At 36.2% G+C, this 21,229-nt stretch carries 27 protein-coding genes; 19 read left to right on the top strand and 8 right to left on the bottom strand.

All coding sequences use genetic code 11. The features are described 5' to 3' along the window. Position 1: 1 nt before the first annotated feature. The 6 genes from HUU89_RS06220 to HUU89_RS06195 are packed head-to-tail and all read left to right on the top strand — an operon-like array spanning position 2 to position 4,988. On the top strand, positions 2 to 322 hold the full coding sequence (locus HUU89_RS06220) for a PTS lactose/cellobiose transporter subunit IIA (protein WP_022002599.1): 321 nt from the start codon (positions 2 to 4) through the stop codon (positions 320 to 322). After that, on the top strand, positions 322 to 654 hold the full coding sequence (locus HUU89_RS06215) for a PTS sugar transporter subunit IIB (protein ID WP_022002600.1): 333 nt from the start codon (positions 322 to 324) through the stop codon (positions 652 to 654). The genes HUU89_RS06220 and HUU89_RS06215 overlap by 1 nt, the downstream gene beginning before the upstream one ends. 22 nt (positions 655 to 676) lie before the next feature. Continuing rightward, on the top strand, positions 677 to 1,990 hold the full coding sequence (locus tag HUU89_RS06210) for a PTS sugar transporter subunit IIC (protein ID WP_175301279.1): 1,314 nt from the start codon (positions 677 to 679) through the stop codon (positions 1,988 to 1,990). Between the two features lie 46 nt (positions 1,991 to 2,036). After that, a complete protein-coding gene (locus HUU89_RS06205) occupies positions 2,037 to 3,125 on the top strand; it encodes a M24 family metallopeptidase (protein ID WP_175301278.1) in 1,089 nt (362 codons plus the stop codon). Continuing rightward, positions 3,126 to 4,301, top strand: a complete 1,176-nt coding sequence (locus tag HUU89_RS06200; protein ID WP_175301277.1) for a MalY/PatB family protein — start codon at positions 3,126 to 3,128, stop codon at positions 4,299 to 4,301. It begins immediately after the preceding gene. A gap of 12 nt (positions 4,302 to 4,313) precedes the next feature. Continuing rightward, positions 4,314 to 4,988, top strand: a complete 675-nt coding sequence (locus HUU89_RS06195) for an RDD family protein (RefSeq protein ID WP_032090936.1) — start codon at positions 4,314 to 4,316, stop codon at positions 4,986 to 4,988. 250 nt (positions 4,989 to 5,238) lie between these two features. Here HUU89_RS06195 and HUU89_RS06190 read toward each other — a convergent pair whose 3' ends face one another. The 5 genes from HUU89_RS06190 to HUU89_RS06170 all read right to left on the bottom strand — a co-directional run bounded on the left by HUU89_RS06190 (position 5,239) and on the right by HUU89_RS06170 (position 9,096). Next, positions 5,239 to 6,750 (bottom strand): recombinase family protein, encoded by a 1,512-nt coding sequence (locus HUU89_RS06190; RefSeq protein ID WP_006772914.1) that lies wholly within the window; start codon positions 6,748 to 6,750, stop codon positions 5,239 to 5,241. A gap of 94 nt (positions 6,751 to 6,844) precedes the next feature. Further along, a complete protein-coding gene (locus HUU89_RS06185; protein ID WP_006772915.1) occupies positions 6,845 to 7,060 on the bottom strand; it encodes a hypothetical protein in 216 nt (71 codons plus the stop codon). After that, positions 7,044 to 7,988, bottom strand: coding sequence for a MobV family relaxase (mobV, locus tag HUU89_RS06180; protein ID WP_175301276.1), 945 nt, complete (start codon positions 7,986 to 7,988; stop codon positions 7,044 to 7,046). Before mobV ends, HUU89_RS06185 begins: the two co-directional genes overlap by 17 nt. Positions 7,989 to 8,175: 187 nt before the next feature. After that, on the bottom strand, positions 8,176 to 8,571 hold the full coding sequence (locus tag HUU89_RS06175; protein WP_006772917.1) for a replication initiator protein A: 396 nt from the start codon (positions 8,569 to 8,571) through the stop codon (positions 8,176 to 8,178). Positions 8,572 to 8,682: 111 nt separating this feature from the next. After that, positions 8,683 to 9,096 (bottom strand): cysteine-rich VLP domain-containing protein, encoded by a 414-nt coding sequence (locus HUU89_RS06170; protein WP_009256047.1) that lies wholly within the window; start codon positions 9,094 to 9,096, stop codon positions 8,683 to 8,685. 329 nt (positions 9,097 to 9,425) lie between these two features. Between HUU89_RS06170 and HUU89_RS06165 the strand changes: the two genes are divergently transcribed. The 4 genes from HUU89_RS06165 to tnpA all read left to right on the top strand — a co-directional run bounded on the left by HUU89_RS06165 (position 9,426) and on the right by tnpA (position 11,860). After that, positions 9,426 to 9,923, top strand: coding sequence for a hypothetical protein (locus HUU89_RS06165; RefSeq protein WP_006772919.1), 498 nt, complete (start codon positions 9,426 to 9,428; stop codon positions 9,921 to 9,923). Positions 9,924 to 9,936: 13 nt separating this feature from the next. Beyond that, the gene (locus tag HUU89_RS06160) at positions 9,937 to 10,737 is read left to right on the top strand and encodes a helix-turn-helix domain-containing protein (protein ID WP_006772920.1); all 801 of its coding nucleotides are present in this window, start codon (positions 9,937 to 9,939) and stop codon (positions 10,735 to 10,737) included. A gap of 79 nt (positions 10,738 to 10,816) precedes the next feature. Next, positions 10,817 to 11,026 carry a hypothetical protein gene (locus HUU89_RS06155; protein ID WP_003503778.1) on the top strand — a complete coding sequence of 70 codons (210 nt, stop codon included), beginning with the start codon at positions 10,817 to 10,819 and terminating at the stop codon, positions 11,024 to 11,026. Positions 11,027 to 11,542: 516 nt separating this feature from the next. Further along, positions 11,543 to 11,860, top strand: coding sequence for an IS200/IS605 family transposase (gene tnpA, locus HUU89_RS06150; RefSeq protein WP_175301275.1), 318 nt, complete (start codon positions 11,543 to 11,545; stop codon positions 11,858 to 11,860). A 129-nt stretch (positions 11,861 to 11,989) separates the two neighbouring features. Here the strand turns inward: tnpA and HUU89_RS06145 are convergent, their stop codons facing one another. Both HUU89_RS06145 and HUU89_RS06140 read right to left on the bottom strand, forming a co-directional pair. Beyond that, positions 11,990 to 12,880, bottom strand: a complete 891-nt coding sequence (locus tag HUU89_RS06145; RefSeq protein ID WP_175301274.1) for an RluA family pseudouridine synthase — start codon at positions 12,878 to 12,880, stop codon at positions 11,990 to 11,992. Further along, positions 12,867 to 13,676, bottom strand: a complete 810-nt coding sequence (locus HUU89_RS06140; protein ID WP_022000832.1) for a methyltransferase domain-containing protein — start codon at positions 13,674 to 13,676, stop codon at positions 12,867 to 12,869. Before HUU89_RS06140 ends, HUU89_RS06145 begins: the two co-directional genes overlap by 14 nt. Before the next feature lie 98 nt (positions 13,677 to 13,774). On the opposite strand from HUU89_RS06140, the gene HUU89_RS06135 reads away from it, so the two are divergent. From HUU89_RS06135 to rlmH, 8 genes are all read left to right on the top strand, one after another. Further along, positions 13,775 to 14,041 (top strand): hypothetical protein, encoded by a 267-nt coding sequence (locus HUU89_RS06135; RefSeq protein WP_022000831.1) that lies wholly within the window; start codon positions 13,775 to 13,777, stop codon positions 14,039 to 14,041. Continuing rightward, positions 14,031 to 14,768 (top strand): TrmH family RNA methyltransferase, encoded by a 738-nt coding sequence (locus HUU89_RS06130; protein WP_022000830.1) that lies wholly within the window; start codon positions 14,031 to 14,033, stop codon positions 14,766 to 14,768. The genes HUU89_RS06135 and HUU89_RS06130 overlap by 11 nt, the downstream gene beginning before the upstream one ends. Before the next feature lie 10 nt (positions 14,769 to 14,778). After that, complete coding sequence (locus HUU89_RS06125) at positions 14,779 to 15,948, top strand: MalY/PatB family protein (RefSeq protein WP_175301273.1); 1,170 nt, start codon at positions 14,779 to 14,781, stop codon at positions 15,946 to 15,948. Positions 15,949 to 16,027: 79 nt separating this feature from the next. Next, positions 16,028 to 16,894, top strand: a complete 867-nt coding sequence (gene fba, locus HUU89_RS06120) for a class II fructose-1,6-bisphosphate aldolase (RefSeq protein ID WP_032090929.1) — start codon at positions 16,028 to 16,030, stop codon at positions 16,892 to 16,894. A 119-nt stretch (positions 16,895 to 17,013) separates the two neighbouring features. Further along, positions 17,014 to 18,279: a UDP-N-acetylglucosamine 1-carboxyvinyltransferase gene (locus tag HUU89_RS06115; protein ID WP_022000827.1), complete on the top strand. Its 1,266-nt coding sequence runs from the start codon at positions 17,014 to 17,016 to the stop codon at positions 18,277 to 18,279. Positions 18,280 to 18,380: 101 nt separating this feature from the next. Further along, positions 18,381 to 18,584 carry a 50S ribosomal protein L31 gene (gene rpmE / locus HUU89_RS06110; RefSeq protein ID WP_022000826.1) on the top strand — a complete coding sequence of 68 codons (204 nt, stop codon included), beginning with the start codon at positions 18,381 to 18,383 and terminating at the stop codon, positions 18,582 to 18,584. 42 nt (positions 18,585 to 18,626) lie between these two features. Next, complete coding sequence (locus HUU89_RS06105) at positions 18,627 to 19,376, top strand: MBL fold metallo-hydrolase (RefSeq protein WP_175301272.1); 750 nt, start codon at positions 18,627 to 18,629, stop codon at positions 19,374 to 19,376. Then, entirely contained in the window at positions 19,366 to 19,845 is a 480-nt protein-coding gene (rlmH, locus tag HUU89_RS06100) for a 23S rRNA (pseudouridine(1915)-N(3))-methyltransferase RlmH (protein ID WP_175301271.1), read from the top strand. The genes HUU89_RS06105 and rlmH overlap by 11 nt, the downstream gene beginning before the upstream one ends. 46 nt (positions 19,846 to 19,891) lie before the next feature. Here rlmH and HUU89_RS06095 read toward each other — a convergent pair whose 3' ends face one another. Further along, entirely contained in the window at positions 19,892 to 20,029 is a 138-nt protein-coding gene (locus HUU89_RS06095) for a hypothetical protein (RefSeq protein WP_175301270.1), read from the bottom strand. Positions 20,030 to 20,747: 718 nt separating this feature from the next. Here HUU89_RS06095 and HUU89_RS06090 point away from each other — a divergent pair. Beyond that, positions 20,748 to 21,203, top strand: coding sequence for a hypothetical protein (locus HUU89_RS06090; protein ID WP_175301269.1), 456 nt, complete (start codon positions 20,748 to 20,750; stop codon positions 21,201 to 21,203). Positions 21,204 to 21,229: the final 26 nt, after the last annotated feature.

Here is a 21,229-nt window from a genome sequence, read left to right as displayed (position 1 = left end):
AATGACAGAAACGGAACAAATTATTGTAGGATTAATTTCTTCAGCTGGACAAAGCAAATCTTTAGCTTTTGAAGCGTTGAAGAAAGTAAAAACAGGTGAATATGATGAAGCAAGAAAGATATTAGAACAAGCTAAAGAAGCTGATTTACAAGCTCACACTGTTCAAACAAAGCTTATTCAAGCCGAAATGTCAGGCTCTGGAAATAAGCCAGAAGTTGGGTTATTAATGGTTCATGCACAAGACCATTATATGACTTCTCAATTAGCAAGAGATCTAATTGAAGAACTAATAAATGTATTTGAAGCAAAGGAGGGTAAATAATGAGAATTGTATTATGCTGTGCAGGTGGACTTTCTACAACAATGCTTATGAATAGTATGAAAGATACAGTACATAACAGTGCAAAATTAAATGATGCTGATTTTGATTTTATTGCTATTCCAATTGATATTCTACAATCTGAAGCAGACAATTGTGATGTTTTAGTTTTAGGACCACAAGTTGCACATAAATTAGATGCAGTAAAACCTATCATCGAACCTCGTAAGATTCCTTATGTTATTGTTGATCAAGAAACATATGGGAAAATGGATGGGGCAACTGTCATGAAACAAGCGTTAATTGCGCGTAGAAAAGCAGATTTAAAAAAATAATTTTATGGGGAGGAAAAAAACGATGTACTCAAAATTTGAGAACTTTATGAAAAAGTATTTAGCACCGCTTGCTGATAAAATGGATAAAGAAGTTCATTTGAGCGCTGTTAAAAAAGCAATGGTTGCAATGACACCGTTGTTAATTATCGGTAGTTTTTGTTTGATTCCAGAAGCAATTCCAAATATGATTGGAGAAAAACATGTAATTTCTCAATGGATCTTAGCAAATTTGGATATTATCTATATTCCTTATAATGTAGGTATGGCTTTAATGTCAGTTTATGTTACTGTAATTATTGCATATCAATTAGCTACCTCTTATAAGTTAGATATTCCAGGATGTGTAACAATGGGATTAGTCTCATTCTTAATGTTAGTTGTAGAATTCACAGAAGATGGTGGAATTTCTAAAACTTATTTAGGACCTAAAGGTTTATTCTGTGCAATGTTTGCAGGATTTATCGCAGTTGAATTATTCCGTTGGTGTAAAAAGAAAAACTTTACAATCAAGATGCCAGATACAGTACCTGATTTCGTATCTCGTTCTTTTGAAATGATTCCTATTTCAGTAATCATTATTGGGTTCTTCTTAATTGTACGTATTGTTTGTGTCAATGTATTAAATACAATGCCACCATTAATCTTTACAGCAATCTTTGCACCATTAGTAGGATCTATGGATAATCCAATTGCTTATACTTTCTTAAAAATGTTACAAGCTTTAATATTCTTCTTTGGTATTCATCCATCAGTATTAAGCCCAATTACAAGTCCAATTTCGACTCAATTCTTAGCAGAAAATATTGCTGCTGTTCAAGCTGGTCATGTAGCAACTCACTTCTATGCTCCTGGACCTGAATCAGCATTTGGTAACTTTACAGGTAGTGGTGTTACTATTGGTTGTGTATTCTGGTGCTTAATGAGTAAGAATAAAGCTTTAAAACAAGTTGGTAGATTATCATTTATTCCAGCATTATTTGAAATTAATGAACCAATTCTATTTGGTGCGCCAATCGTATTAAATCCAATGTTCTTTATTCCATTTGTTATTTGTGGTGGTATTATTGGTTCATTAGGTGGATGGGCGATGTATTTAGGTATTATGAAATGTTCAACCTTTACACCACCATATGTAGGTGTATTCCTAGAAGGATTCTTAACGAATATGGATCCTATGTCTATAGTTGTTAATGCAGTACAATTAATACTATCTATTTTAATATGGTATCCATTTGTTAAATCATATGAAAAGACTTATGGTAATAAAGAAGAAGAAACTAATGCTATCAGTGCAGAAGATGCAGCTATCTTAGACGATTTAGACTTAGACTTCTAATTAATAGGCAAGTTTCGACTTGCCTTTATTTGTAGGAGGATTAAAAATGGCAAAAAGAATAAATAAAATACAAGAATTTTTAGATGAAAAAGATATAGATGCTTTATTAATTAAAAGTAAAACAGTAAAAAAATGGATGAATACTATGACTGGTAGTGGTTGTCAAGTATTGATTACAAAAGAACATGGTTATTTAATTGTAGATGGGCGTTATATTACAGAAGCCAAAGAAAAAGAACATGATTTAGAAATTATATTACATAATCCACATTTAACGGGACGTAATTATTTAGGGACAGTAGAAGAAATATTAAAAAAAGAAAATTGTAAAACGCTAGGGGTAGAAGCGTATCAAGTATTAGTTAAGGAATATCATGAAATAGAAAAATTAGGGATAGAAGTTCTTTTATTGGATCAAGAAATTGCTCATCTTCGTATTGTTAAAGAAGATGAAGAAATTGAAGCTATGAAAAAATCAATTGCAATTACTGATGAAATCTATCAAAAAGTAATTGAACACATTCATGTAGGAATGAGTGAATATGAAATTAGCGCTTTAGTACAATATTATTCAATTGCATCTGGTGCACAACAAATGTCTTTTGATACAATAGTAGCAACAGGTGAAAGAACAGCCTTACCACATGGTCGTCCAACTTCAAGAAAAGTAAAAGCTCATGAACCTATTATGATTGATTTTGGTATTCAATATCAAAATTATCAATCAGATATGACACGTATGTGTTTTATTGGAGAACCTGATCCAAAAATCAAAGAAATCTATGATGTTGTTTTAAAGGCACAACTCGCTGGTCTTGGTGCTATTAAAGCAGGAGCTAAGGGAAAAGATGTAGATAAAGCAGCTAGAGATGTGATTGAGACTGCAGGTTATGGTGAATATTTTAATCATGGTTTAGGACATGGATTAGGAATTGGTGAAGATGGTGAAGGACCAACTTTAAATTCAAAGAGTGAAACAGTTTTACAAGAACATATGATGATGTCTTGTGAACCAGGTGTTTATGTTCCTGGTGTTGGTGGTGTTCGTATTGAAGATGATGTTGTTATTATTGATGGTATAGGTGTACCATTAAATAAAACAACAAAGGATTATATTATTTTGGAGGATAAATAAATGAAGTATGATTTTAATGAGGTTCATAATCGTTTAGGTACTTATTGTACACAATGGGATTATATACAAGATCGTTTTAATAAAAAGGATTTAATACCATTTTCAATATCTGATACAGATTTTATTATTCCTAAACCTATTACTGAAAAAATATTTGAAGTGGCACATCATCAAATTTATGGATATACAAGATGGAATCATCATGATTTTAAATCATCTATTACAGGATATTTTGAAAGAAGACATCATACACATATTGAAGAAGATTGGATCTTATATAGTCCTACTGTGATGTATTCAGTTTCCTTATTGATTCGTTTATTAAGTCAACCTCATGATAAAGTATTAACATTTGAACCTATGTATGATTCATTTTATACAGTTATCCAAGATAATGATAGACAATTAGTTGCTCATCGTTTAATATCAAAAGATGGGACATTTGAAATAGATTTCGATCTTTTTGAAAAACAAGTACAAGAATGTCAATTATTATTACTTTGTTCTCCACATAATCCAACAGGAAGAATTTGGACAAAAGAAGAAATGGATCAAATAATAAAGATATGTAAAAAATATCAAGTAAAAATTATTTCTGATGAAATTCATATGGATATTCAATTAAGAGATAGAAAACATATCCCTTTATTATCTTATATTCATGAATATGATGAACTTTATACAGCAGCTTCATCTAGTAAAACATTTAATACACCAGGATTAATTGGTTCATATTTAATGATACCAAATGAAGAAGTTAGAGAAAAATTCTTGATGCATACAAGAAGAAAAGATTTTTTAAATTCTGTAAGTATTTTTGGTATGTATGCGACAATGATAGGTTATACACAATGCGATGATTATATTGATCAACTTAATAATTATATTAAAGAAAATATGAAAATTGTAGAAGAATTTATAAAAGAAGAGTTGCCTGATTTTAAATTTAAAACACCAGATGGAACTTATTTAGCTTGGATTGATGCAAGAGATGTTCCATATACTGCTGAAGAAATACAAGATGCTTTAGTGAATGTTGGTGGAATTGGGATTATGAAAGGTGAAATTTATGGTGGCCCAAAATATTTAAGAATGAATATAGGGTGTCCACAATCTAAATTAAAAGAAGGATTGCGAAGATTTAAAATAGCAATGGATGCATTATATTCAAAATAGGAGGTATTTATTATGCATTATTTATTAATTAAAATTCAATTACTGTGGGCTAAACATACAAAATGGCTAGATAGAAATCCTGTAAAAGTTCCAGTAAGTAAACGTGTTATAGCTTATGCTATTGATTGGGCAGTTGGCGGTATTATTAGTGGTTTTCCTGCTGTTTTATTCTATGGGGGAGTTACTGGTAGATCAGATATGTTTAGTGATCTTTATGTTTTTCCTAGCTTAGGTTTTCCAACGTATTGGTCCTATCTTGCAGGTATATTATGTATTGTTGTGGCTTTTGTTTATTATATTTATATTCCTTATAAGAAATATCCAGGACAAACACTCGCAAAACATTGGTTAAAAATAAAGATTGTAAATAATGATGATTATAGTGATGTGAGTTTAAAAACTTTGATTATTAGACAAGGGGTTGGATTATTCTTATTAGAAGGTTCGGCTATTGTTGTTACTAATTATTTAAGACAAATGCTTACACTAGCAACAGGTTTCTATTTTGACTATTATTTAAAAATGATTGGTATGGTTATTACAATGATTTCAGGAGTTTTTGTTCTAGGATCAGCTTCTCAAAGAAGTATCCATGATTATCTTGCTAAGACAAGAGTTGTGGGTGAAGATGAAAAACCAGCAAAAATAAAAGAAAAAAAGAATAAAAAAAATAAAAAGAAAAAATAATGCATAATAGTAAAATATAAAGAACAATGTCTTATCATTACATTGTTCTTTTTTTATACAATTTGAATGAAAAGAGAATTGATGACTTCAGTCAGTTGAGCACATGAAATGTGCGAAATAGAAAACCACCTGCTATGCGGGTGGTGCAATAATAAATAGTGGCTAAAAAAGCAAATTCTTTAGCACATACGAAAGTACAGTTTACAAGGGACTACACAGGGTAGGTATCTGACGGGAGGGGTTCCACCCATCAGATTTTCCATGTGATGTTCAAGCTGTCGCTTGTAGCGGCAACGGTGGTAATCATCAAATCCACCACCCGCCGCTTGTCGTCAAAGGATACATTGTCCCATGTGTCGAGGTAGCCGGAAATCTGATTGACCTGTTCCGGGCTGATGGCTTCCACCGTCAACTCGGCTATCTGCTTCACAAGTTCCTGTTTGCGCCCGTCCAGTTCCGCTATCTTCACATTCACATAGGAGAGCAGAACATTGTTTGCACCCGTCAGACTGTCCACCAGCTTTTCAATCTCGCTGTCCACATGGAGAAGTTCCACTTGCAGGGCGGCAATTTTAGGGTTTGCCTTTGCCGCTTTCTTTCTGCCTGTCAGCGTCTTGTAGCTTGCCAGTTTCTTTATCATCTGCTGATAAACAACCGCTTCCAGTTCCGAAGTAATGATTTTCCCGCACCCCGGACAACTCTTGTTATCCAGCCGTTTCGTACAGCGAAGGTATTGCTTGCCGGAGGGATTGAAGATACTCATAAGGGCATACCCGCAGTTCCCGCACTTGATTTTTCCCGCCAGCCATGTATGGGTAGCTTTTCGGGCAGACTGGATTTTCATGTTGTTCATCAGCTTCTTGCGGCAGGTCAGCCAGATGTCGGAGGGAACAATGCCCTCATGGGGAGCCAGTACCAGCATTTGGTCTTTCAAGTCGTTCTTTTTGCTGGGCTTCACATCTCGCCCTTGATACAGATAGCAGCCGTTCATGCCAGTAAAATCGGCAGCGTCATTGACAATGACCGTCCCTTGACTTTTGAAAAATTCGTACACATCAAGGTCTGCCTGCACATAGACAGGATTGCGTAACATCTGCGCCAGCGTGGGGCGTATCAGCTCTTTGCCGTTGAATAAAATCCCCTGTTCGGCAAAGTACCGGGTAATGTCCCCGTAGGAGGTTGTGGGCTGAGCATACATCTCAAACATCAGCCGGATATTTGCCGCTTCGTCTGGATTTACCACCAGCTTTTTTGTATTGATACCATCCATTTTGATAGGCTCGGTGTGGAAGCCGTAAGGAGCCTTGCCGCCCATTTTGAAGCCCCGCTGACTGCGGGAATAGTATGCGTCCGTTACCCGCTTCTGTATCGTTTCCCGTTCCAACTGGGCGAACACAATACAGATATTCAACATAGCCCGCCCCATCGGGGTGGAGGTATCAAACTTTTCCGTAGAGGACACAAACTCCACATTGTACTGCTGGAACAGCTCCATCATGTTGGCAAAGTCCAGAATGGAACGGCTGATACGGTCGAGTTTGTAAACCACGACTTTTGCAATCAAGCCCCGCTTGATGTCCCGCACCAGTTCTTGAAACTTCGGACGGTCTGTGTTCTTGCCGCTGTACCCCTTGTCTGTGTATTCCTTGCAGTTACCGCCTTTCAACTCGTATTTGCAAAATTCAATCTGGCTTTCAATGGAAATGCTGTCCTTTTTGTCTACCGATTGCCTTGCATAGATTGCGTCTATTCGATTATTCATATTGTCGCTCCTTTTCTTAAAAAAGAAACGGAGCTGCTGACACCTTTATTATACCGTCAGCAGCCCCGCAAATCAACGATGGCTTTGGAAAACCTTATGCCCCGGCTTCCTCACTCTGCCGTTTGTCGGCATACTTGCGGAACACCTCATAAAGTTGCTGTTCCAGTTCCCGGCGTTTTGCCGCTTCCTGCTCCGGCGTGAACACCGGGGAGAGGTTTTCCAGCGTGATTTCCCTGCCTTGAAAAGTCACGACTTCCGTTTCCTTTTTGTATCTGATAGTGGTACTTATAAAATCACCTTTCCTTTCCATGCTGCCGCTGCTGCCGTTTCAGTTCCGCCAGTATATCCGGCGGGATACGGTCAACCAGCCGCTGTAAATTGTCCAGTTCGCTTTTCAGCTTTGCCCGTTCCATCGCATCTTTCATCTTGCCTTTTTCACTGGCTTTTGCCCTTGCTTCCAGCTTTTCATTTTCCGCTAACAGGTCATTGATTGTGAACTTGTATTTTTTCAACTGCCCGGAGAAATTCCCCATCTGTGGGAACCACTTTTTCAGCATGGAGAGGGCTTCCTCTTTTTTCTTTCCGGCATTCAGCGGGTTAATGCCGTCCAGCGTGGCTTCAATGGCTCTTGCCTGTTTGGATAGATTGACCGCCTGCTTGAACAGACGGGTGGGGATATGCTTCCTGCCTGTCTTGCTGGCACTTTCCCCACGCTCCAAGTCGGGATATTTCTCCACCATATAGGCGTGAAAATCGTCCTGCCATTTTGAGAGATTGGCTCTGTTGCCGATAATCTCCTTAGCGCACAGGCGGTTGTCCTCTGTCAGAGGGACAAAGACCAAATGCAGGTGGGGTGTTTTCTCGTCCATGTGTACCACTGCCGATACGATATTTTCCCGGCCTACCCGCCCGATTAAGAAATCAGCCGCCCTATGGAAAAATTCCTGTATCTCCTTTGGGGGCTTCTTCTTGAAAAACTCCGGGCTGGCGGTAATCAGCGTATCCACAAACCGGGTACTATCCTTACGGGTGCGGCAGCCAGCTTGTTCAATACGGTTCTGTATAAAGTGGTAGTACCTGCTCTCCGGCTTAACAATGTGGAAGTTGTATTTGCTCCGGCTGGTGTCAATGTCGGGATTGCTGGCGTACTGTTCCTTTTGCCGTTCGTGATGGGCTTCCAGCGGCCTTGCCGGGTTGCCCTTGTGTTTCTCAAACCGCAAGATTGCGTGTTGTGCCATTCTGCTCCTTTCCTCGTTCCATTCTTTTCCAGCGGGTTTTCCACAGGGAAAATCCCGCCGAAACTATCTCTGATAGGATTGGAATGGAATAGATATAAATAAAATCGTTTTAATCTCTGTATTTCTATATACCGTCCGGTTTTCGTACTTCAAGAGGATTGATTATCGTACTCTATGAGTGCGGTTTTCAGTCCTCCGGCGTTCCATAACCGGATTTCTTGAAGTCGGTGTTTGAAACCGCTTCATAGGATTTTGGATAAATGCGGTTGGGTTTTCCACAGCCCTGCTTCTGGATTTCCACCAGTCCGGCATATTGTAGCTCCCGCAGGGTATTGACCGCTTTCTGCCGCCCGCAGTGGAGCAGCTCCACTACCTCGTTAATGGGATAGTAGAGGTAAATCCGCCCGTATTCATCTGCCCAGCCGTTTTTTCGGGATAGGTCTGTCCGGCGCAGGATAAAGGCGTACAGAACCTTTGCTTCGTTGGACAGGGGTGTGAATGTGGGGGCTTCAAAAAGGAAATTGGGAAGCCGGGTAAAGCTGACCGCCTTTTCCGGCTGATGGATATAAATGGTGTTTGCCATATCGTGTTTTGTGGACGGTTAGAAGCCTGTTTCCGGGGGCAGACGGTAGTTTCTATTGCCTGCCCCTGTTCTGTGCTTGCAAAGCCTTGAAAATCAAGGACTTTTCAGCCCCTAACTGTCCACAGTAGACCTCCTTTTCCGTTCACTTTCTGTTTTCTGCCGCCTGTGAACTCTGGCGGCGCAGTCGGGGCAGTACTTTGCCCGGTTGGATTTAGGGACGAACACACCGCCGCAGACCGCACAGCGTTTCAAGTCCTTATCCCGGAAAATCTCCGCTTCCAGCGTCTTGTCCAGCGGCAAAACCGCCCAGCGGAACCACTTACAGCAGACCGAGAAAGAAACCGTCTGCGGACAGGTGCAGGTGTCCCCATCGTCAAGGAACATACAGTTCCCGTCCTCATAACAGCAGCACTCCCGGCGGATCAGGGCGTTTGCCTGTTTCCGCTGCGCTGGGGTCATGCGGTAAAGGGAACCGTCCGGCCTGCGTTCCAGCGGTGGCAAGTCTTTATAGGGGTTATCTCTCATGCGTTCCCTCCATTTTTCGCTTTTGCCGTTCGCCCCGAAAAGGCTTCCTGCCCCATTCCTGCGGCGTGTTCCGGCGTTGGCACGCTCCCCGCAGCTTCTGGACACTTGTCCCGAAGTGACCTCTGGACAAAGTGTCCAGAAGTCCGTCTCCTTGCGGTGCTTCCCCGGCCGGGGTATTTCTTTTCGGACGGTCATTCGGTTTTCAAGGTGCTGTCCATCGATGAACTACCCTAAGTCTACACCTAAATGACCGTTCGTCCCGTATATCCAAGAGGTAGGAAATCCGCCAAAAAAACTGCCTATTTCCACGCTCTCGGAATTGTGGTAGAATGAAAAAGAGAAATGTAGCAGGAGGTGGAAATGAAATGTATAACCTAAATTGGTCAAGAAGTGACCTCACCCGGCAAAAGCTGGGGACGTTCTGTGAATACTACGCAAAAATGTCATTAGCCTCTTATGGAGTGAGCATTTATACTTCCGAGGTTGATGACCATGGAATAGATTTTATTGCAGAAAGCAAGAGAGGATTTTTGAAGTTTCAAGTTAAAGCCATTCGCAAAGGAACAGGCTATGTTTTTATGCGGGAGGAATATTTTGATATTTCAGACCAATCACTTTACTTGTTCTTGCTTTTGCTAAATGATGGCGAACACCCCATAGAATATTTAATTCCTGCGACCACATGGGATAACGACAGTAGTAATACTTTTGTTTACCATTCATACGAGGGTAAAAAGTCGAAACCAGAATATGGCCTAAATATTTCTGCCAAGAACATTCCGCAGCTCGAAAGATTTAAGTTAGAAAATATGATAACGGCAATATAATGAGGAACAAAATATGGCTTTAACCATTCAAGAGCGCCTAAAAGACCTGCGTGTAGAGCGTGGGCTGACGCTGGAACAGCTTGCGGAGCAGACCCACCTCTCCAAGTCTGCGCTGGGCAGTTATGAAGCGGAGGATTTTAAGGACATCAGCCACTATGCCCTTATCAAGCTGGCGAAGTTTTACAGCGTGACCGCCGATTACCTGCTGGGGCTGTCCGAAACAAAAAATCACCCAAACGCCGATCTTGCAGACCTGCGTGTGAGTGATGATATGATTGAACTGTTGAAAAGCGGGCTGGTGGATAATTTCCTCTTGTGTGAACTGGCGGTACACCCGGATTTCCCCCGGCTCATGGCTGACCTTGAAATCTATGTGAACGGAACGGCAGTCAAGCAGGTACAGAGCGCAAATGCCATTGTGGATATTATGAGCGCAACCATTATGAAGCAGCACAATCCCGGCTTGTCCGACCCGCAGCTAAGGCAGCTTATCGCCGCCCATATTGACGATGACAGCTTTTGCCGCTATGTAATACAGCAGGACATAAACGGCATAGCCCTTGACCTGCGGGAAGCCCATAAGGACGATTTTTTCAGCGTCCCGGAGGACAATCCTCTGGAAGATTTTTTGCAAGCCGCAGAAGCAGCGTCCACTCCGGGCAGCGACCCGGAACAGGCGGCGATGGCGTTTATCTGTAAACGGCTCAAGCTGAACTATGGGAAGCTGTCGGAGGAAGAAAGAAAGTGGCTGAAAAGGATTGCGCAGAAGTCGGACTTGCTGAAAAACCCAAAACCGCAGCGGGGGAGAAAGTAAAGGGATAAATCGGGATTTGGCAAAGGCGTGTATATGAAAAAGTAACTTCCAGTTTGCAAGAGAAAGGTATGGTGAGCGAATGAGAATATTATACGAACTTTCATGGTTATGGGAGACGCTGGTTATTGCGCTTGCGGTTGCGGCTGTTTGCGTGGTTTGCGCCATGCTAATCTGTAAGGCAGTAAAGAAGAACCTCAGCAAAAAAACGGCGGCAGTTATCGGCGCAGCAGCGTTTGCGGGCGCTGTTTTGGCAGTCATTGTGATTGCCCGGACTCCGATGCCGCTTTGATTAAACGGGATGCTTGATTGCCTGTGCATAAGTACAACTTCAAGTTTATCGGGGAAATAGCAAAGCCCTAAAACGGCTTCCCGCCCATTTCAATTTTGAGAGAAAAATCCGTCTGTTTTTTCGTGAGTGTGTCCACAAGTTCGGGACATTTTGTCCCGAAGTCCGGCGTGGGACGAGGAACGGGGGCTTTCATATACGCCCTGTCTGCTGATAAAACCAGTCCTGCGTTTGCGGCTCCACGCCACGCAATCACAGCCCTGCTTTCCTGCCGCTTCAAATGCCCTTGCCCTCTCCGGCGGCAACGGCATTTTCACGGCAACGCCGACAGAGCGTATAACACACTACACTTTGCGAGCAAAGTCGTGTGCCAAGGGGCAAGCCCCTTTGGAAACCCCTGACAACAAAACAGGCTGAATATCCCGCACTTTCCCGGTGCTTGATACTCAGCCTTTATTTGTTGTCAGCAGCCCCCGTTTCGTGGTCTGCGTGTAGTTCCTTGTAAACTGACCTAAGTGGATGTGCAAATATCACATCGTCTTCACACCAAAATTAAGTGTGTCATCATTCATGGGATACTTGAAAGGGAAATCAGCATTGATGATTTTTGATAGACATGCAAACTTGAAATATAAGTATGGAAATAGACATTTTTGGGCAGAAGGGTATTATGTGAGTACAGTAGGATTAAATGATCAAACCGTCGCAAAATATATAAGAGAACAAGAGCAACATGATATTGCAATGGATAAATTAAGTGTGAAAGAATATAAGGATCCGTTTGAAGAAAAAGGAATTCAAGAAGAAAATAGAAACCGCAGAAAAAAAGCAAAATAAAAATTCCCTTTGAGGGAAAGCGAGAGTCAAAAGCGATAGCTTGAACGAAGTGAAAGCAGCGCCTTTAGACGCGAGCAAGTAACAAAGGCTTATAGCCGCAGTGAAAACCACGCCGTTTAGACGTGGTTTTTATTTAAAGATTTTTTCCATATCAAAAGGAAGTAAACATTCAATTTTTATTGTTTGATAAGTTAATGGATGAATAAACTCTAAACAATAAGCATGTAAAGCCATTCTTTTAATCATAGAAGAAGTTTTTCCATAAAGAGTATCTCCTATAATGGGATGATGTAAATGATTCAAATGAACTCTTATTTGATGTTTTCGACCAGTTTCAATTTGACATTTTACAAGAGTATAATTTCCTTTTGTTTTAATTTCTTTAAAATGTGTTAAAGCATCTTTACCTGTTTTAGAAATACACATTTTATTTTTACTATGACGGTCTTGACCGATAGGTAAATCAATAGTTATTTCTCTTTTAGGTAAATGTCCTTGAATGATGGCAAGATAGGTTTTCTTGATTTTTTTAGAAGCAATTAAAGCATCAAAGTAAGGTTGTAAAAGTGCACATTTACAAAACATCACAAGACCGGTTGTATCTCTATCTAAACGATGAAGATAACGAATCGGTAAATCTTGATAGCTTTGTTGGTAATAATAACTCACATAATTACAAAGAGTATTTTTTTTACTTTTATCATCAGGATGAATAATGAGGTTACTTGGTTTATTGACGACACAAAGCAAGTCATCTTCATAGATGATTTCTAAGGAGCTTTCTTCTTCGATAAAATCTCTGCCTTGTTCATAGGCTTTAATTGAAAGAATATCTTTATCTTTTAAAATGGTTTGATAATCAACATAAGTATTATTTAAAGTATAGTCTTTATTTTGACGAAGTAAGTGAATTGTTTTTTTAGAAAGATGCAGATAATGAAAGAATTCAAGAAGTGTCATTCCTTGAATTCTTTCATCGATTTCTATTACTAAATGATTCTTTTCTTTATGATAATGCATACACTGTTACTTTGATATCAATTGTGATATCTAAACCTTGTAAAGTATCTAAAACGCCACGTTTTTCTTTTTTAATATGATAATAGTGTGGTGTCATCATTAAAAGATTTAAAGCATCTTCACGATTAGAAATATGAACTTTTTCTTTAAAGTCATAACTTTTCACTTGATTAAAATCTAAACGAATATACTTATCACTCTTTACTTTGATTTCATCATAAATCAATTCTTTAATTTCAATTAAATGTTGATTATTAGCAGTAACATGAACAATATAACCATCTTCTTTTAATGCTCTTTTTAATTCATCTTGATTTACTACTGTAAATAAAGCACAGATAAAATCTAAACTATGATCTAAGATAGGAATATTTTTAGAATTTCCTACAAGCCAAGTAACATCTTTACGATAACGTGTCGCCATATCAATAGCAATCTTGGAAATATCTAAACCATAGATATCACTGTTTTCAAAATGTTTCTTTAAACCTTGAGTATAATATCCTTCTCCACATCCTAAATCTAAAATACTTAAATCATCTTGATGTTTGAATTCATCAATACACGTAATCACTTGATTTAAGATAGGATCATAATAACCTTTATTTAAATATGCTTTTCTCGCCACAAGAGATTCTTTACTATCTCCTGGATTATTGGTAGCTTTATCAGGATTTAATAATAAATTGATATATCCTCTTTTAGAAATGTCATAACAATGATTGTTTTCACATTTAAGTGTTTTGTTTTCTAAATGAAGTTGTTGATGACATTTGGGACAAGCTAATAATTTCATAGTATCACCTCGAATGTATTATAACAAAAGACAATCTAAAAATTAACTGAATTTATGATGAATTTGTGATACTATTAAGGGCAAGGGAGGAATGCTTGATGTTTTTTAGAAAGAAACAAAAAGTAGACTTAGATGCTAAGTTTAAAGAAGTATATCATGAAGTAAATAAAATTACAGCTGATGCCGGAAATGAATTAGATGTGACCATCAAATATTCACAATTGAAATTGGCTTGTCGTAAGTATGATGAATTGATTGATTTAATTCATCAAGGAGCTAATTTTGAAGAAAAACATTTTCTTTCTTTAAAAGAAAGTGTAGAAGAAGAAACAAAGAGAGTAGAAGGTTTATTAGATGAAGATTAAAGCATATAAGAAGGATTTTGATTATACCTATACTTTAGGAGTTTTTGAAACGATTGAGTTATTAAAGAATCGTCCTGATCTTGTTTTAAGAGTATATATAAAAAGTAATTCTTATAAGAATAAAGGAATTCCTATTATTGATGAAATTTGTAGAGAAAAACATATTGAATTGATTGAAAGTGATAATACAATTCAAAAATTATCAAAAAAAGATAATTGTTTTGCGATAGCAATCATTAAAAAATATGAAATGACTTTACAAGAAGGAAATCATGTTGTTTTAGTTAATCCTGGAGATATGGGAAATATGGGGACAATTATGAGAACGATGTTAGGGTTCAATTATTATAATCTAGCAATCATTCGACCAGGTGTCGATGTTTTTGATCCTCGTGTTTTAAGAGCTTCGATGGGAGCAATGTTTCATTTGAATATTGAGTATTTTGATAGTTTTGAAGATTATTTAAAAAGATTTCCAAGTCATGATATTTATACATTGATGTTAAAAGGAGCAACCAATATTCATAAGGTTGAATCCAAAGAAGGTTATCATTCACTTGTTTTTGGTAATGAAAGTAGTGGTTTACCTGATGAATATCTAGATTATGGGAAATCTATTTTTATTCCTCATAGTCATCATATAGATTCATTGAATCTTTCCATGGCTTTAGGAATGACGTTGATGCATTTTTCAAAAGATGAATTTAAAGATAAAGAAGTATTATAGGAGGGAAAGTATGTTTGATTTTGATGAAGTTGTAGATAGAAAAGGTACAAATTGTGCTAAATGGGATACCATTGAAGCCAATAATAAACCTAAAGATGTGTTACCTATGTGGGTTGCAGATATGGATTTTAAATCACCAAAGGAAATTGAAAATGCATTAGTTAAAAGAATTAAACAAGGCGTTTATGGGTATTCATTTGCGCCAGATGAGTATTTTGATACGGTTATTTCTTGGATGAAAAGAAGACATGATTTTAATGTCGATAAAGAATGGATCATCCCAACACCAGGTGTGGTAACAGCTATTAAATTATGTGTAAATGCTTATACAAAGGAAAATGATGCCATCATTATTAATAAGCCTGTATATTATCCATTTGATTTTTCAATTGAATTAAATCATCGTAAAATCATTGAAAATGAAATGGTTTATAAAGATGGTTCTTATGAAATGGATTATGATGCTTTTGAAAAAGCAATCGTAGAAAATGATGTTAAAATGTTTATTTTATGTAATCCATATAACCCAATTGGAAAAGTATGGAAAGAAGATGAATTAAAACAAATTGGTGAAATTTGTAAGAAACATCATGTTTTAGTTATTGTTGATGAAATTCATGAAGATTTTGTTTATGGAGAGCATGTACATATTCCTTTCTATAATGTAGATGAAAGTTATAAAGAATTCTCTGTTATTTTAACTGCACCATCAAAAACATTTAATTTAGCAGGGTTACAAACATCAAATATTATTATTGCAGATGAAAAATTAAGAAAAGCTTATCAAGAAACAATGAATCGTTATGGGGTTAATGAACCAAACTTTTTAGGTATTATTGCTTGTATGACTGCCTATAATGAATGTGAATTATGGGTAGATGAAATGTTGGAATATGTTTATGACAACTTTACTTATTTTGATGAATTCTTAAAAGAAAACTTACCTCATATTCATTTAGTAAAACCTGAAGGACTTTATTTATGTTGGGTTGATTTTAGAGAATGTGGTTTAGATAAAGATGAACTTGAAAAGACAATGTTAGAAAAAGCCGGTTTATGGTTAGATGAAGGATATATCTTTGGAACAGGTGGAGAAGGTTTTGAAAGATTTAATCTTGCAATTCCAAGAAGTGTTTTAGAAGATGCTTGTCAAAGATTATTAAAAGCTTTTGGAAAATAAGGTTTTTATGATAAAAACTATGGAAATTCTATATAAAAGATAGTATTATATAACCGAAAAAAAGAAAAGGAGATTTGTTATGGGATTAGTATCAGCAACAGAAATGTTAAAGAAAGCTAAAGAAGGACATTATGCAGTAGGTCAATTCAATATCAACAACTTAGAATGGACTAAATCAGTATTATTAACTGCAGAAGAATTAAAAGCACCAGTAATCTTAGGTGTTTCAGAAGGTGCTGCTAAATATATGACTGGATATACAACAGTTGCAGCAATGGTTAAAGCAATGGTAGAAGCATTAAATATCACTGTACCAGTAGCTTTACACTTAGATCATGGTTCATACGAAGGAGCTAAAGCTGCTTTAGATGCAGGTTTCTCTTCAATCATGTTTGATGGTTCTCATTATGGAATCGAAGAAAACATCGAAAAAACAAAAGAAATCGTTGAATTATGTCATTCAAAAGGTGTTTCAGTAGAAGCAGAAGTTGGATCAATCGGTGGAGAAGAAGATGGTGTCATCGGTAAAGGTGAAGTAGCAGATCCAAAAGAATGTAAATCAATCGCAGACTTAGGAGTAGATTTCTTAGCTGCAGGTATCGGAAATATCCATGGTAAATACCCAGCAAACTGGGAAGGATTAGACTTTGATGCATTAGATGCAATCCAAGCTGAAACTGGGAAATTACCATTAGTATTACATGGTGGTTCAGGAATTCCTGATGAAATGATCAAAAAAGCAATCACTTTAGGAGTATCTAAAGTAAATGTAAACACTGAATGTCAATTATATTTCCAAGAAGCTACACGTAAATACATTGAAGCTGGAAAAGATTTAGAAGGAAAAGGATATGATCCTCGTAAATTATTAGCACCAGGTGCAGAAGCTATTAAACAATGTGTTAAAGATAGAATGGAAGTATTCGGTTGCATCGGTAAAGCTTAATCAATTAAAAAGCCTTCGGGCTTTTTTTTGTTTATGTGAAATCTCTTTATTAAGTTGTTTTTTTAATGAATTTATAATATAGTATTAGGGAATATAGATAGAAGAAAAGGGGTAAAGTCATGAGTGAAATTATTGCGATTGAAGGCGGACATAAATTAAATGGTACAGTAGAAATCTCGGGTGCAAAAAATGCCACTGTAGCACTTATTCCGGCAATTATTTTAGCGGATAGTCCTGTAACGATTTATGGTGTACCAGAAATCAGTGATGTGGACGCTTTAGCAGTTTTATTAGAAGAACTTAATTGTACAGTATTAAGAAGTCATGATAGTTTAATTGTTGATCCCTCTCGTATGGAAAATGTTCCATTAGTATCTGATGCTGTGGATAAATTAAGAGCATCATATTATTTAATGGGAGCATTACTTGGAAAATGTAAAAAAGTTGTGATGAAAGCACCAGGAGGATGCTTTTTAGGACCACGTCCGATAGATTTACATATTAAAGGATTTGAAGCATTGGGTGCCAAAGTAGAATTTGTTGATGGTGCGCATGTAATTACAGCAGATCGTTTAGTAGGTGCAAAAATATATTTAGATTTTGCTTCGGTTGGAGCAACAATCAATATCTTATTAGCGGCAGTAAAAGCTGAAGGAAAAACAGTCATTGAAAATGCAGCAAAAGAACCAGAAATCATTGATGTAGTAAACTTACTTACAAAAATGGGAGCTAAAATTAGAGGTGCTGGTACCGATACGATTACGATTGAAGGAGTAGAACATCTAAAAGGATGTACTCATGAAATCATTCCAGATCGTATTGAAGCAGGGACATTCTTAATTATGGCAGCAGCTGCAGGAGAAAGAGTTATTATTCAAAATATCATTCCACAACATTTGGAATCACTTATTTCAAAATTGAAAGAAATGGGAGTGAAGATGGAAAATGTTGGAGATAGTATTATTGTTTATGGTGATAACAAGAACTTTAATGCAGTCGATGTCAGAACACAGGTATATCCAGGTTTTGCGACAGATCTACAACAGCCATTAACAGCACTGCTTACACAAGCAAACGGACAATCACAAGTAATAGAAACAATTTATCCAGAGAGATTTAGACATTGTGAACAACTTAATAAGATGGGCGCAAATATAGAATTAGATGAATCAATGTGTTATATAAATGGAAAAACACCATTAAAAGGAGCAAAAGTAGAAGCAACAGATTTAAGATGTGGCGCAGCATTGTTAATAGCAGGGTTAATCGCTGATGGAATTACAGAAATCAGCAATGTATATCATATAGATAGAGGATATGCAAATATTGATCAAAAATTAATTACTTTAGGTGCTGTTATTAGAAGAATCAAAGTTGATGATTAAAATTATAAAAAAGGGCTTGAAAACGACATAATTTAATGTTAATATATCATAGCAACTTACTTTGTAGTGAGAAATCTACAAGGCGGAAGGAGAAATTAAAAATGAAAAAAGGAATTCATCCAAATTATAAAAAAGTAAAAGTAGTTTGTACATCATGTGGAGCAGAATTTGAAAGTGGTTCAGTATTAGATGAAGTACGTGTTGATACTTGTTCTAACTGTCATCCATTCTATACTGGAAAACAAAGATTTGCTAGTGCTGATGGACGTGTTGAAAAATTCAACAAAAAATACGGACTTAAATAAGAAAATGAGTACTTGGTACTCATTTTTGTTTTGGAGGAAAAAATGGAATATCATGTCTTAGCAAGTGGTTCTAAAGGAAACAGTATTTTCATTTATGATCAAGGAAATGGACTTTTAATTGATTGTGGAATTAGTAAAAGACAACTTTATACAAAACTTAATCAATTAGGATTTAATGAAAATGACATTTGCCATGTTTTATTAACCCATGATCATATTGATCATAATAAAAATATTGATATCTTTGATCAAAGTATTGTTTATTGTGGAAAAGGATGCATCCCTGGTATAGATGAAAGTCATGAATTAGAAAATTATCAAAATATACAATTAGATCATTATATAATTACACCATTACCTTTATCTCATGATGCAACATCCCCTTTAGGGTTTGTAATCAAAGGAAAAGATGAAACAATTCTCTATATGACAGATACAGGTTATGTTTCACAAAAGAATATGGAATATATAAAAAATTTAGATTACTATATTTTTGAAAGTAATCATGATATTGAAATGTTGATGAATACAAGAAGACCTTTATTCTTAAAAAATCGTATTTTTGGAGATAAGGGCCATCTTAATAATGAATATAGTGCACATGTTATGGCGCAGGTGATTGGTGAAAATACAAAAGAAATTTGTTTGGCCCATTTATCACAAGAAGCGAATACAAAAGAAATGGCATTGGATACATATCAAAGAGTTTTTGATGAAGAACATATTTATTTTGATAATATAAAGATTGCAGATCAAAAAGAAATTGTTTCTGGAGGACATTATGAAAATTAGAATCTTAACAATTGGTAAGCTTAAAGAAAAATATCTTGTTAATGGAATCAATGAATATGTCAAAAGATTGAATGCTTACTGTAAAGTGGAAATGGTTGAAGTACCAGATGAACCAATTCCTGATAATGCAAGTGAAAATGTAGAAAATATCATCAAAGATAAAGAAGCAGATAAAATTGTTGCTAAAATTAAAGATGATGAATATGTTATTGTTTTAGATTTACATGGAAAAGAAATAGATAGTGTGGCTTTTTCTAAGCATATTGAAGAATGTATGATTAGAGGAAAGAGTACGATTACTTTTGTGATTGGGGGTTCTTTAGGTTTAGGAAAATCTTTATTACAAAGAGCAAATTATCGTTTATGTTTCTCTAAAATGACTTTTCCACATCAATTAATGAAGCTAATCTTAGTTGAACAAGTCTATCGAGCATATAAAATCATGCGGAGAGAAACTTATCATAAGTGATGTTAACGTTCAGCAAAAATGTCACCAAAAATGAAGAAGGGTTCTATTAGTGTGAACCCTTTGTTTTTTTGTCCATTTCTTGAATGAGATTATTTAAATCTTTATGATCATTTATTAGTACCTGTTTGTTTTTATGTTTTGTACCTATCAATGTACAATCATAAATAATCCCAATATATTTCATTCTTACTTTATTTTCTAGCACAAAATATAAAATTGTAACTTCTGTTGAAGTTCTTATTTTTACTACTTATCCATTTTTATCATATGGGACATAATAATATCCGTTATAGGAAAACATATTGCCTTCTGCTATTTTTCTGGTATTTGAAACAGTGAACACTAGATTCAAATTGTAATTTTCTGTTAGCTCTACAAATTCATAAACAGGATCAACTGGAAGATGTGCAAATTTTTCATTCAGATATTTTATGTAAAAGTATTGAACCATATATTTAATTGATCGTAGTCTTTTATTTTGAACCTTATAATGTCATTGGGCAATCTTCTTTGAACTGTACCATTGTATCGTTCTATCAATCCTTTGGTTTGAGATGTATTTGCGAAAATCATTTCAATGCAAAGTTTATCCATCATAACACCAAATGATGTTATATTACCTTCAGGACTTTTGAAGATAGTATGTTTGTCTGAATAAATAGCTAAGGGAATTCCTTTTTTTCTTGATAAGAAGTTCCATCATCTTACAATATCCATACATGCATTCGTTTTTGGTAAACCAGCCAGCAAGGATATCATTAGTTGTATCGTCAACAGCCATATGGAGAGTAAAACGTTGATCGTTGCCAAACCAACCAGTCAAAAGGAGTTCCATCGATTTGAACAAGCATACCAGCTCTAGGACTTTTTTCTCTCAGTAAATGTAAAGGAGAGTCTCTTTTATGACTCCTATGTTTAACGGGAGAAGACCATTTATATTCTTTATAGAGTCTTTGAAAGAACGAGATACTTCTAGGTTTAACATCAAAGTATTCGAAGATCACATGCAAGCACACTATTTAATTCGTGCAATGAGCAAATATCTGGAAAAAATGGACAAATATGTACGCCAACGATTGAGGATGTGCATGATTCATAAACATCCAACAGTAAAGAAAGTATATGGAATGTGTTATAAATGGAACATTGAATTCTTTGTGCGCATCGGTTTAATTCCCTCAAAATGGTGGTTCTACTACAAAATGTGGGGAACCTATACTATTGAGAAGTATGTAGAATACCACATGCATAGAAATAAGGTTGATATGGAAAAACGTATTCAAAAATTTAAAGAACTAGGTATAGCATTCTACACAAAAAAGAGATTAAAGAAAATGGACGATTCTTTATCAAGATAGTCCGTACACAAATTAAATAAATAGTA

It is taken from the genome of Faecalibacillus sp. H12, assembly GCF_013361255.1.
Lineage (GTDB): Bacteria > Bacillota_I > Bacilli_A > Erysipelotrichales > Coprobacillaceae > Faecalibacillus > Faecalibacillus intestinalis.
This window is presented reverse-complemented; position numbering and strand designations above follow the sequence as displayed.

Coding starts and splice junctions, on each gene's coding strand:
- HUU89_RS06220 (WP_022002599.1), top strand. CDS start 2: ATGACAGAAACGGAACAAATTATTGTAGGATTAATTTCTTCAGCTGGA.
- HUU89_RS06215 (WP_022002600.1), top strand. CDS start 322: ATGAGAATTGTATTATGCTGTGCAGGTGGACTTTCTACAACAATGCTT.
- HUU89_RS06210 (WP_175301279.1), top strand. CDS start 677: ATGTACTCAAAATTTGAGAACTTTATGAAAAAGTATTTAGCACCGCTT.
- HUU89_RS06205 (WP_175301278.1), top strand. CDS start 2,037: ATGGCAAAAAGAATAAATAAAATACAAGAATTTTTAGATGAAAAAGAT.
- HUU89_RS06200 (WP_175301277.1), top strand. CDS start 3,126: ATGAAGTATGATTTTAATGAGGTTCATAATCGTTTAGGTACTTATTGT.
- HUU89_RS06195 (WP_032090936.1), top strand. CDS start 4,314: ATGCATTATTTATTAATTAAAATTCAATTACTGTGGGCTAAACATACA.
- HUU89_RS06190 (WP_006772914.1), bottom strand. CDS start 6,750: ATGAATAATCGAATAGACGCAATCTATGCAAGGCAATCGGTAGACAAA.
- HUU89_RS06185 (WP_006772915.1), bottom strand. CDS start 7,060: ATGGAAAGGAAAGGTGATTTTATAAGTACCACTATCAGATACAAAAAG.
- mobV (WP_175301276.1), bottom strand. CDS start 7,988: ATGGCACAACACGCAATCTTGCGGTTTGAGAAACACAAGGGCAACCCG.
- HUU89_RS06175 (WP_006772917.1), bottom strand. CDS start 8,571: ATGGCAAACACCATTTATATCCATCAGCCGGAAAAGGCGGTCAGCTTT.
- HUU89_RS06170 (WP_009256047.1), bottom strand. CDS start 9,096: ATGAGAGATAACCCCTATAAAGACTTGCCACCGCTGGAACGCAGGCCG.
- HUU89_RS06165 (WP_006772919.1), top strand. CDS start 9,426: ATGAAAAAGAGAAATGTAGCAGGAGGTGGAAATGAAATGTATAACCTA.
- HUU89_RS06160 (WP_006772920.1), top strand. CDS start 9,937: ATGGCTTTAACCATTCAAGAGCGCCTAAAAGACCTGCGTGTAGAGCGT.
- HUU89_RS06155 (WP_003503778.1), top strand. CDS start 10,817: ATGAGAATATTATACGAACTTTCATGGTTATGGGAGACGCTGGTTATT.
- tnpA (WP_175301275.1), top strand. CDS start 11,543: ATGTGCAAATATCACATCGTCTTCACACCAAAATTAAGTGTGTCATCA.
- HUU89_RS06145 (WP_175301274.1), bottom strand. CDS start 12,880: ATGCATTATCATAAAGAAAAGAATCATTTAGTAATAGAAATCGATGAA.
- HUU89_RS06140 (WP_022000832.1), bottom strand. CDS start 13,676: ATGAAATTATTAGCTTGTCCCAAATGTCATCAACAACTTCATTTAGAA.
- HUU89_RS06135 (WP_022000831.1), top strand. CDS start 13,775: ATGTTTTTTAGAAAGAAACAAAAAGTAGACTTAGATGCTAAGTTTAAA.
- HUU89_RS06130 (WP_022000830.1), top strand. CDS start 14,031: ATGAAGATTAAAGCATATAAGAAGGATTTTGATTATACCTATACTTTA.
- HUU89_RS06125 (WP_175301273.1), top strand. CDS start 14,779: ATGTTTGATTTTGATGAAGTTGTAGATAGAAAAGGTACAAATTGTGCT.
- fba (WP_032090929.1), top strand. CDS start 16,028: ATGGGATTAGTATCAGCAACAGAAATGTTAAAGAAAGCTAAAGAAGGA.
- HUU89_RS06115 (WP_022000827.1), top strand. CDS start 17,014: ATGAGTGAAATTATTGCGATTGAAGGCGGACATAAATTAAATGGTACA.
- rpmE (WP_022000826.1), top strand. CDS start 18,381: ATGAAAAAAGGAATTCATCCAAATTATAAAAAAGTAAAAGTAGTTTGT.
- HUU89_RS06105 (WP_175301272.1), top strand. CDS start 18,627: ATGGAATATCATGTCTTAGCAAGTGGTTCTAAAGGAAACAGTATTTTC.
- rlmH (WP_175301271.1), top strand. CDS start 19,366: ATGAAAATTAGAATCTTAACAATTGGTAAGCTTAAAGAAAAATATCTT.
- HUU89_RS06095 (WP_175301270.1), bottom strand. CDS start 20,029: ATGAAATATATTGGGATTATTTATGATTGTACATTGATAGGTACAAAA.
- HUU89_RS06090 (WP_175301269.1), top strand. CDS start 20,748: ATGACTCCTATGTTTAACGGGAGAAGACCATTTATATTCTTTATAGAG.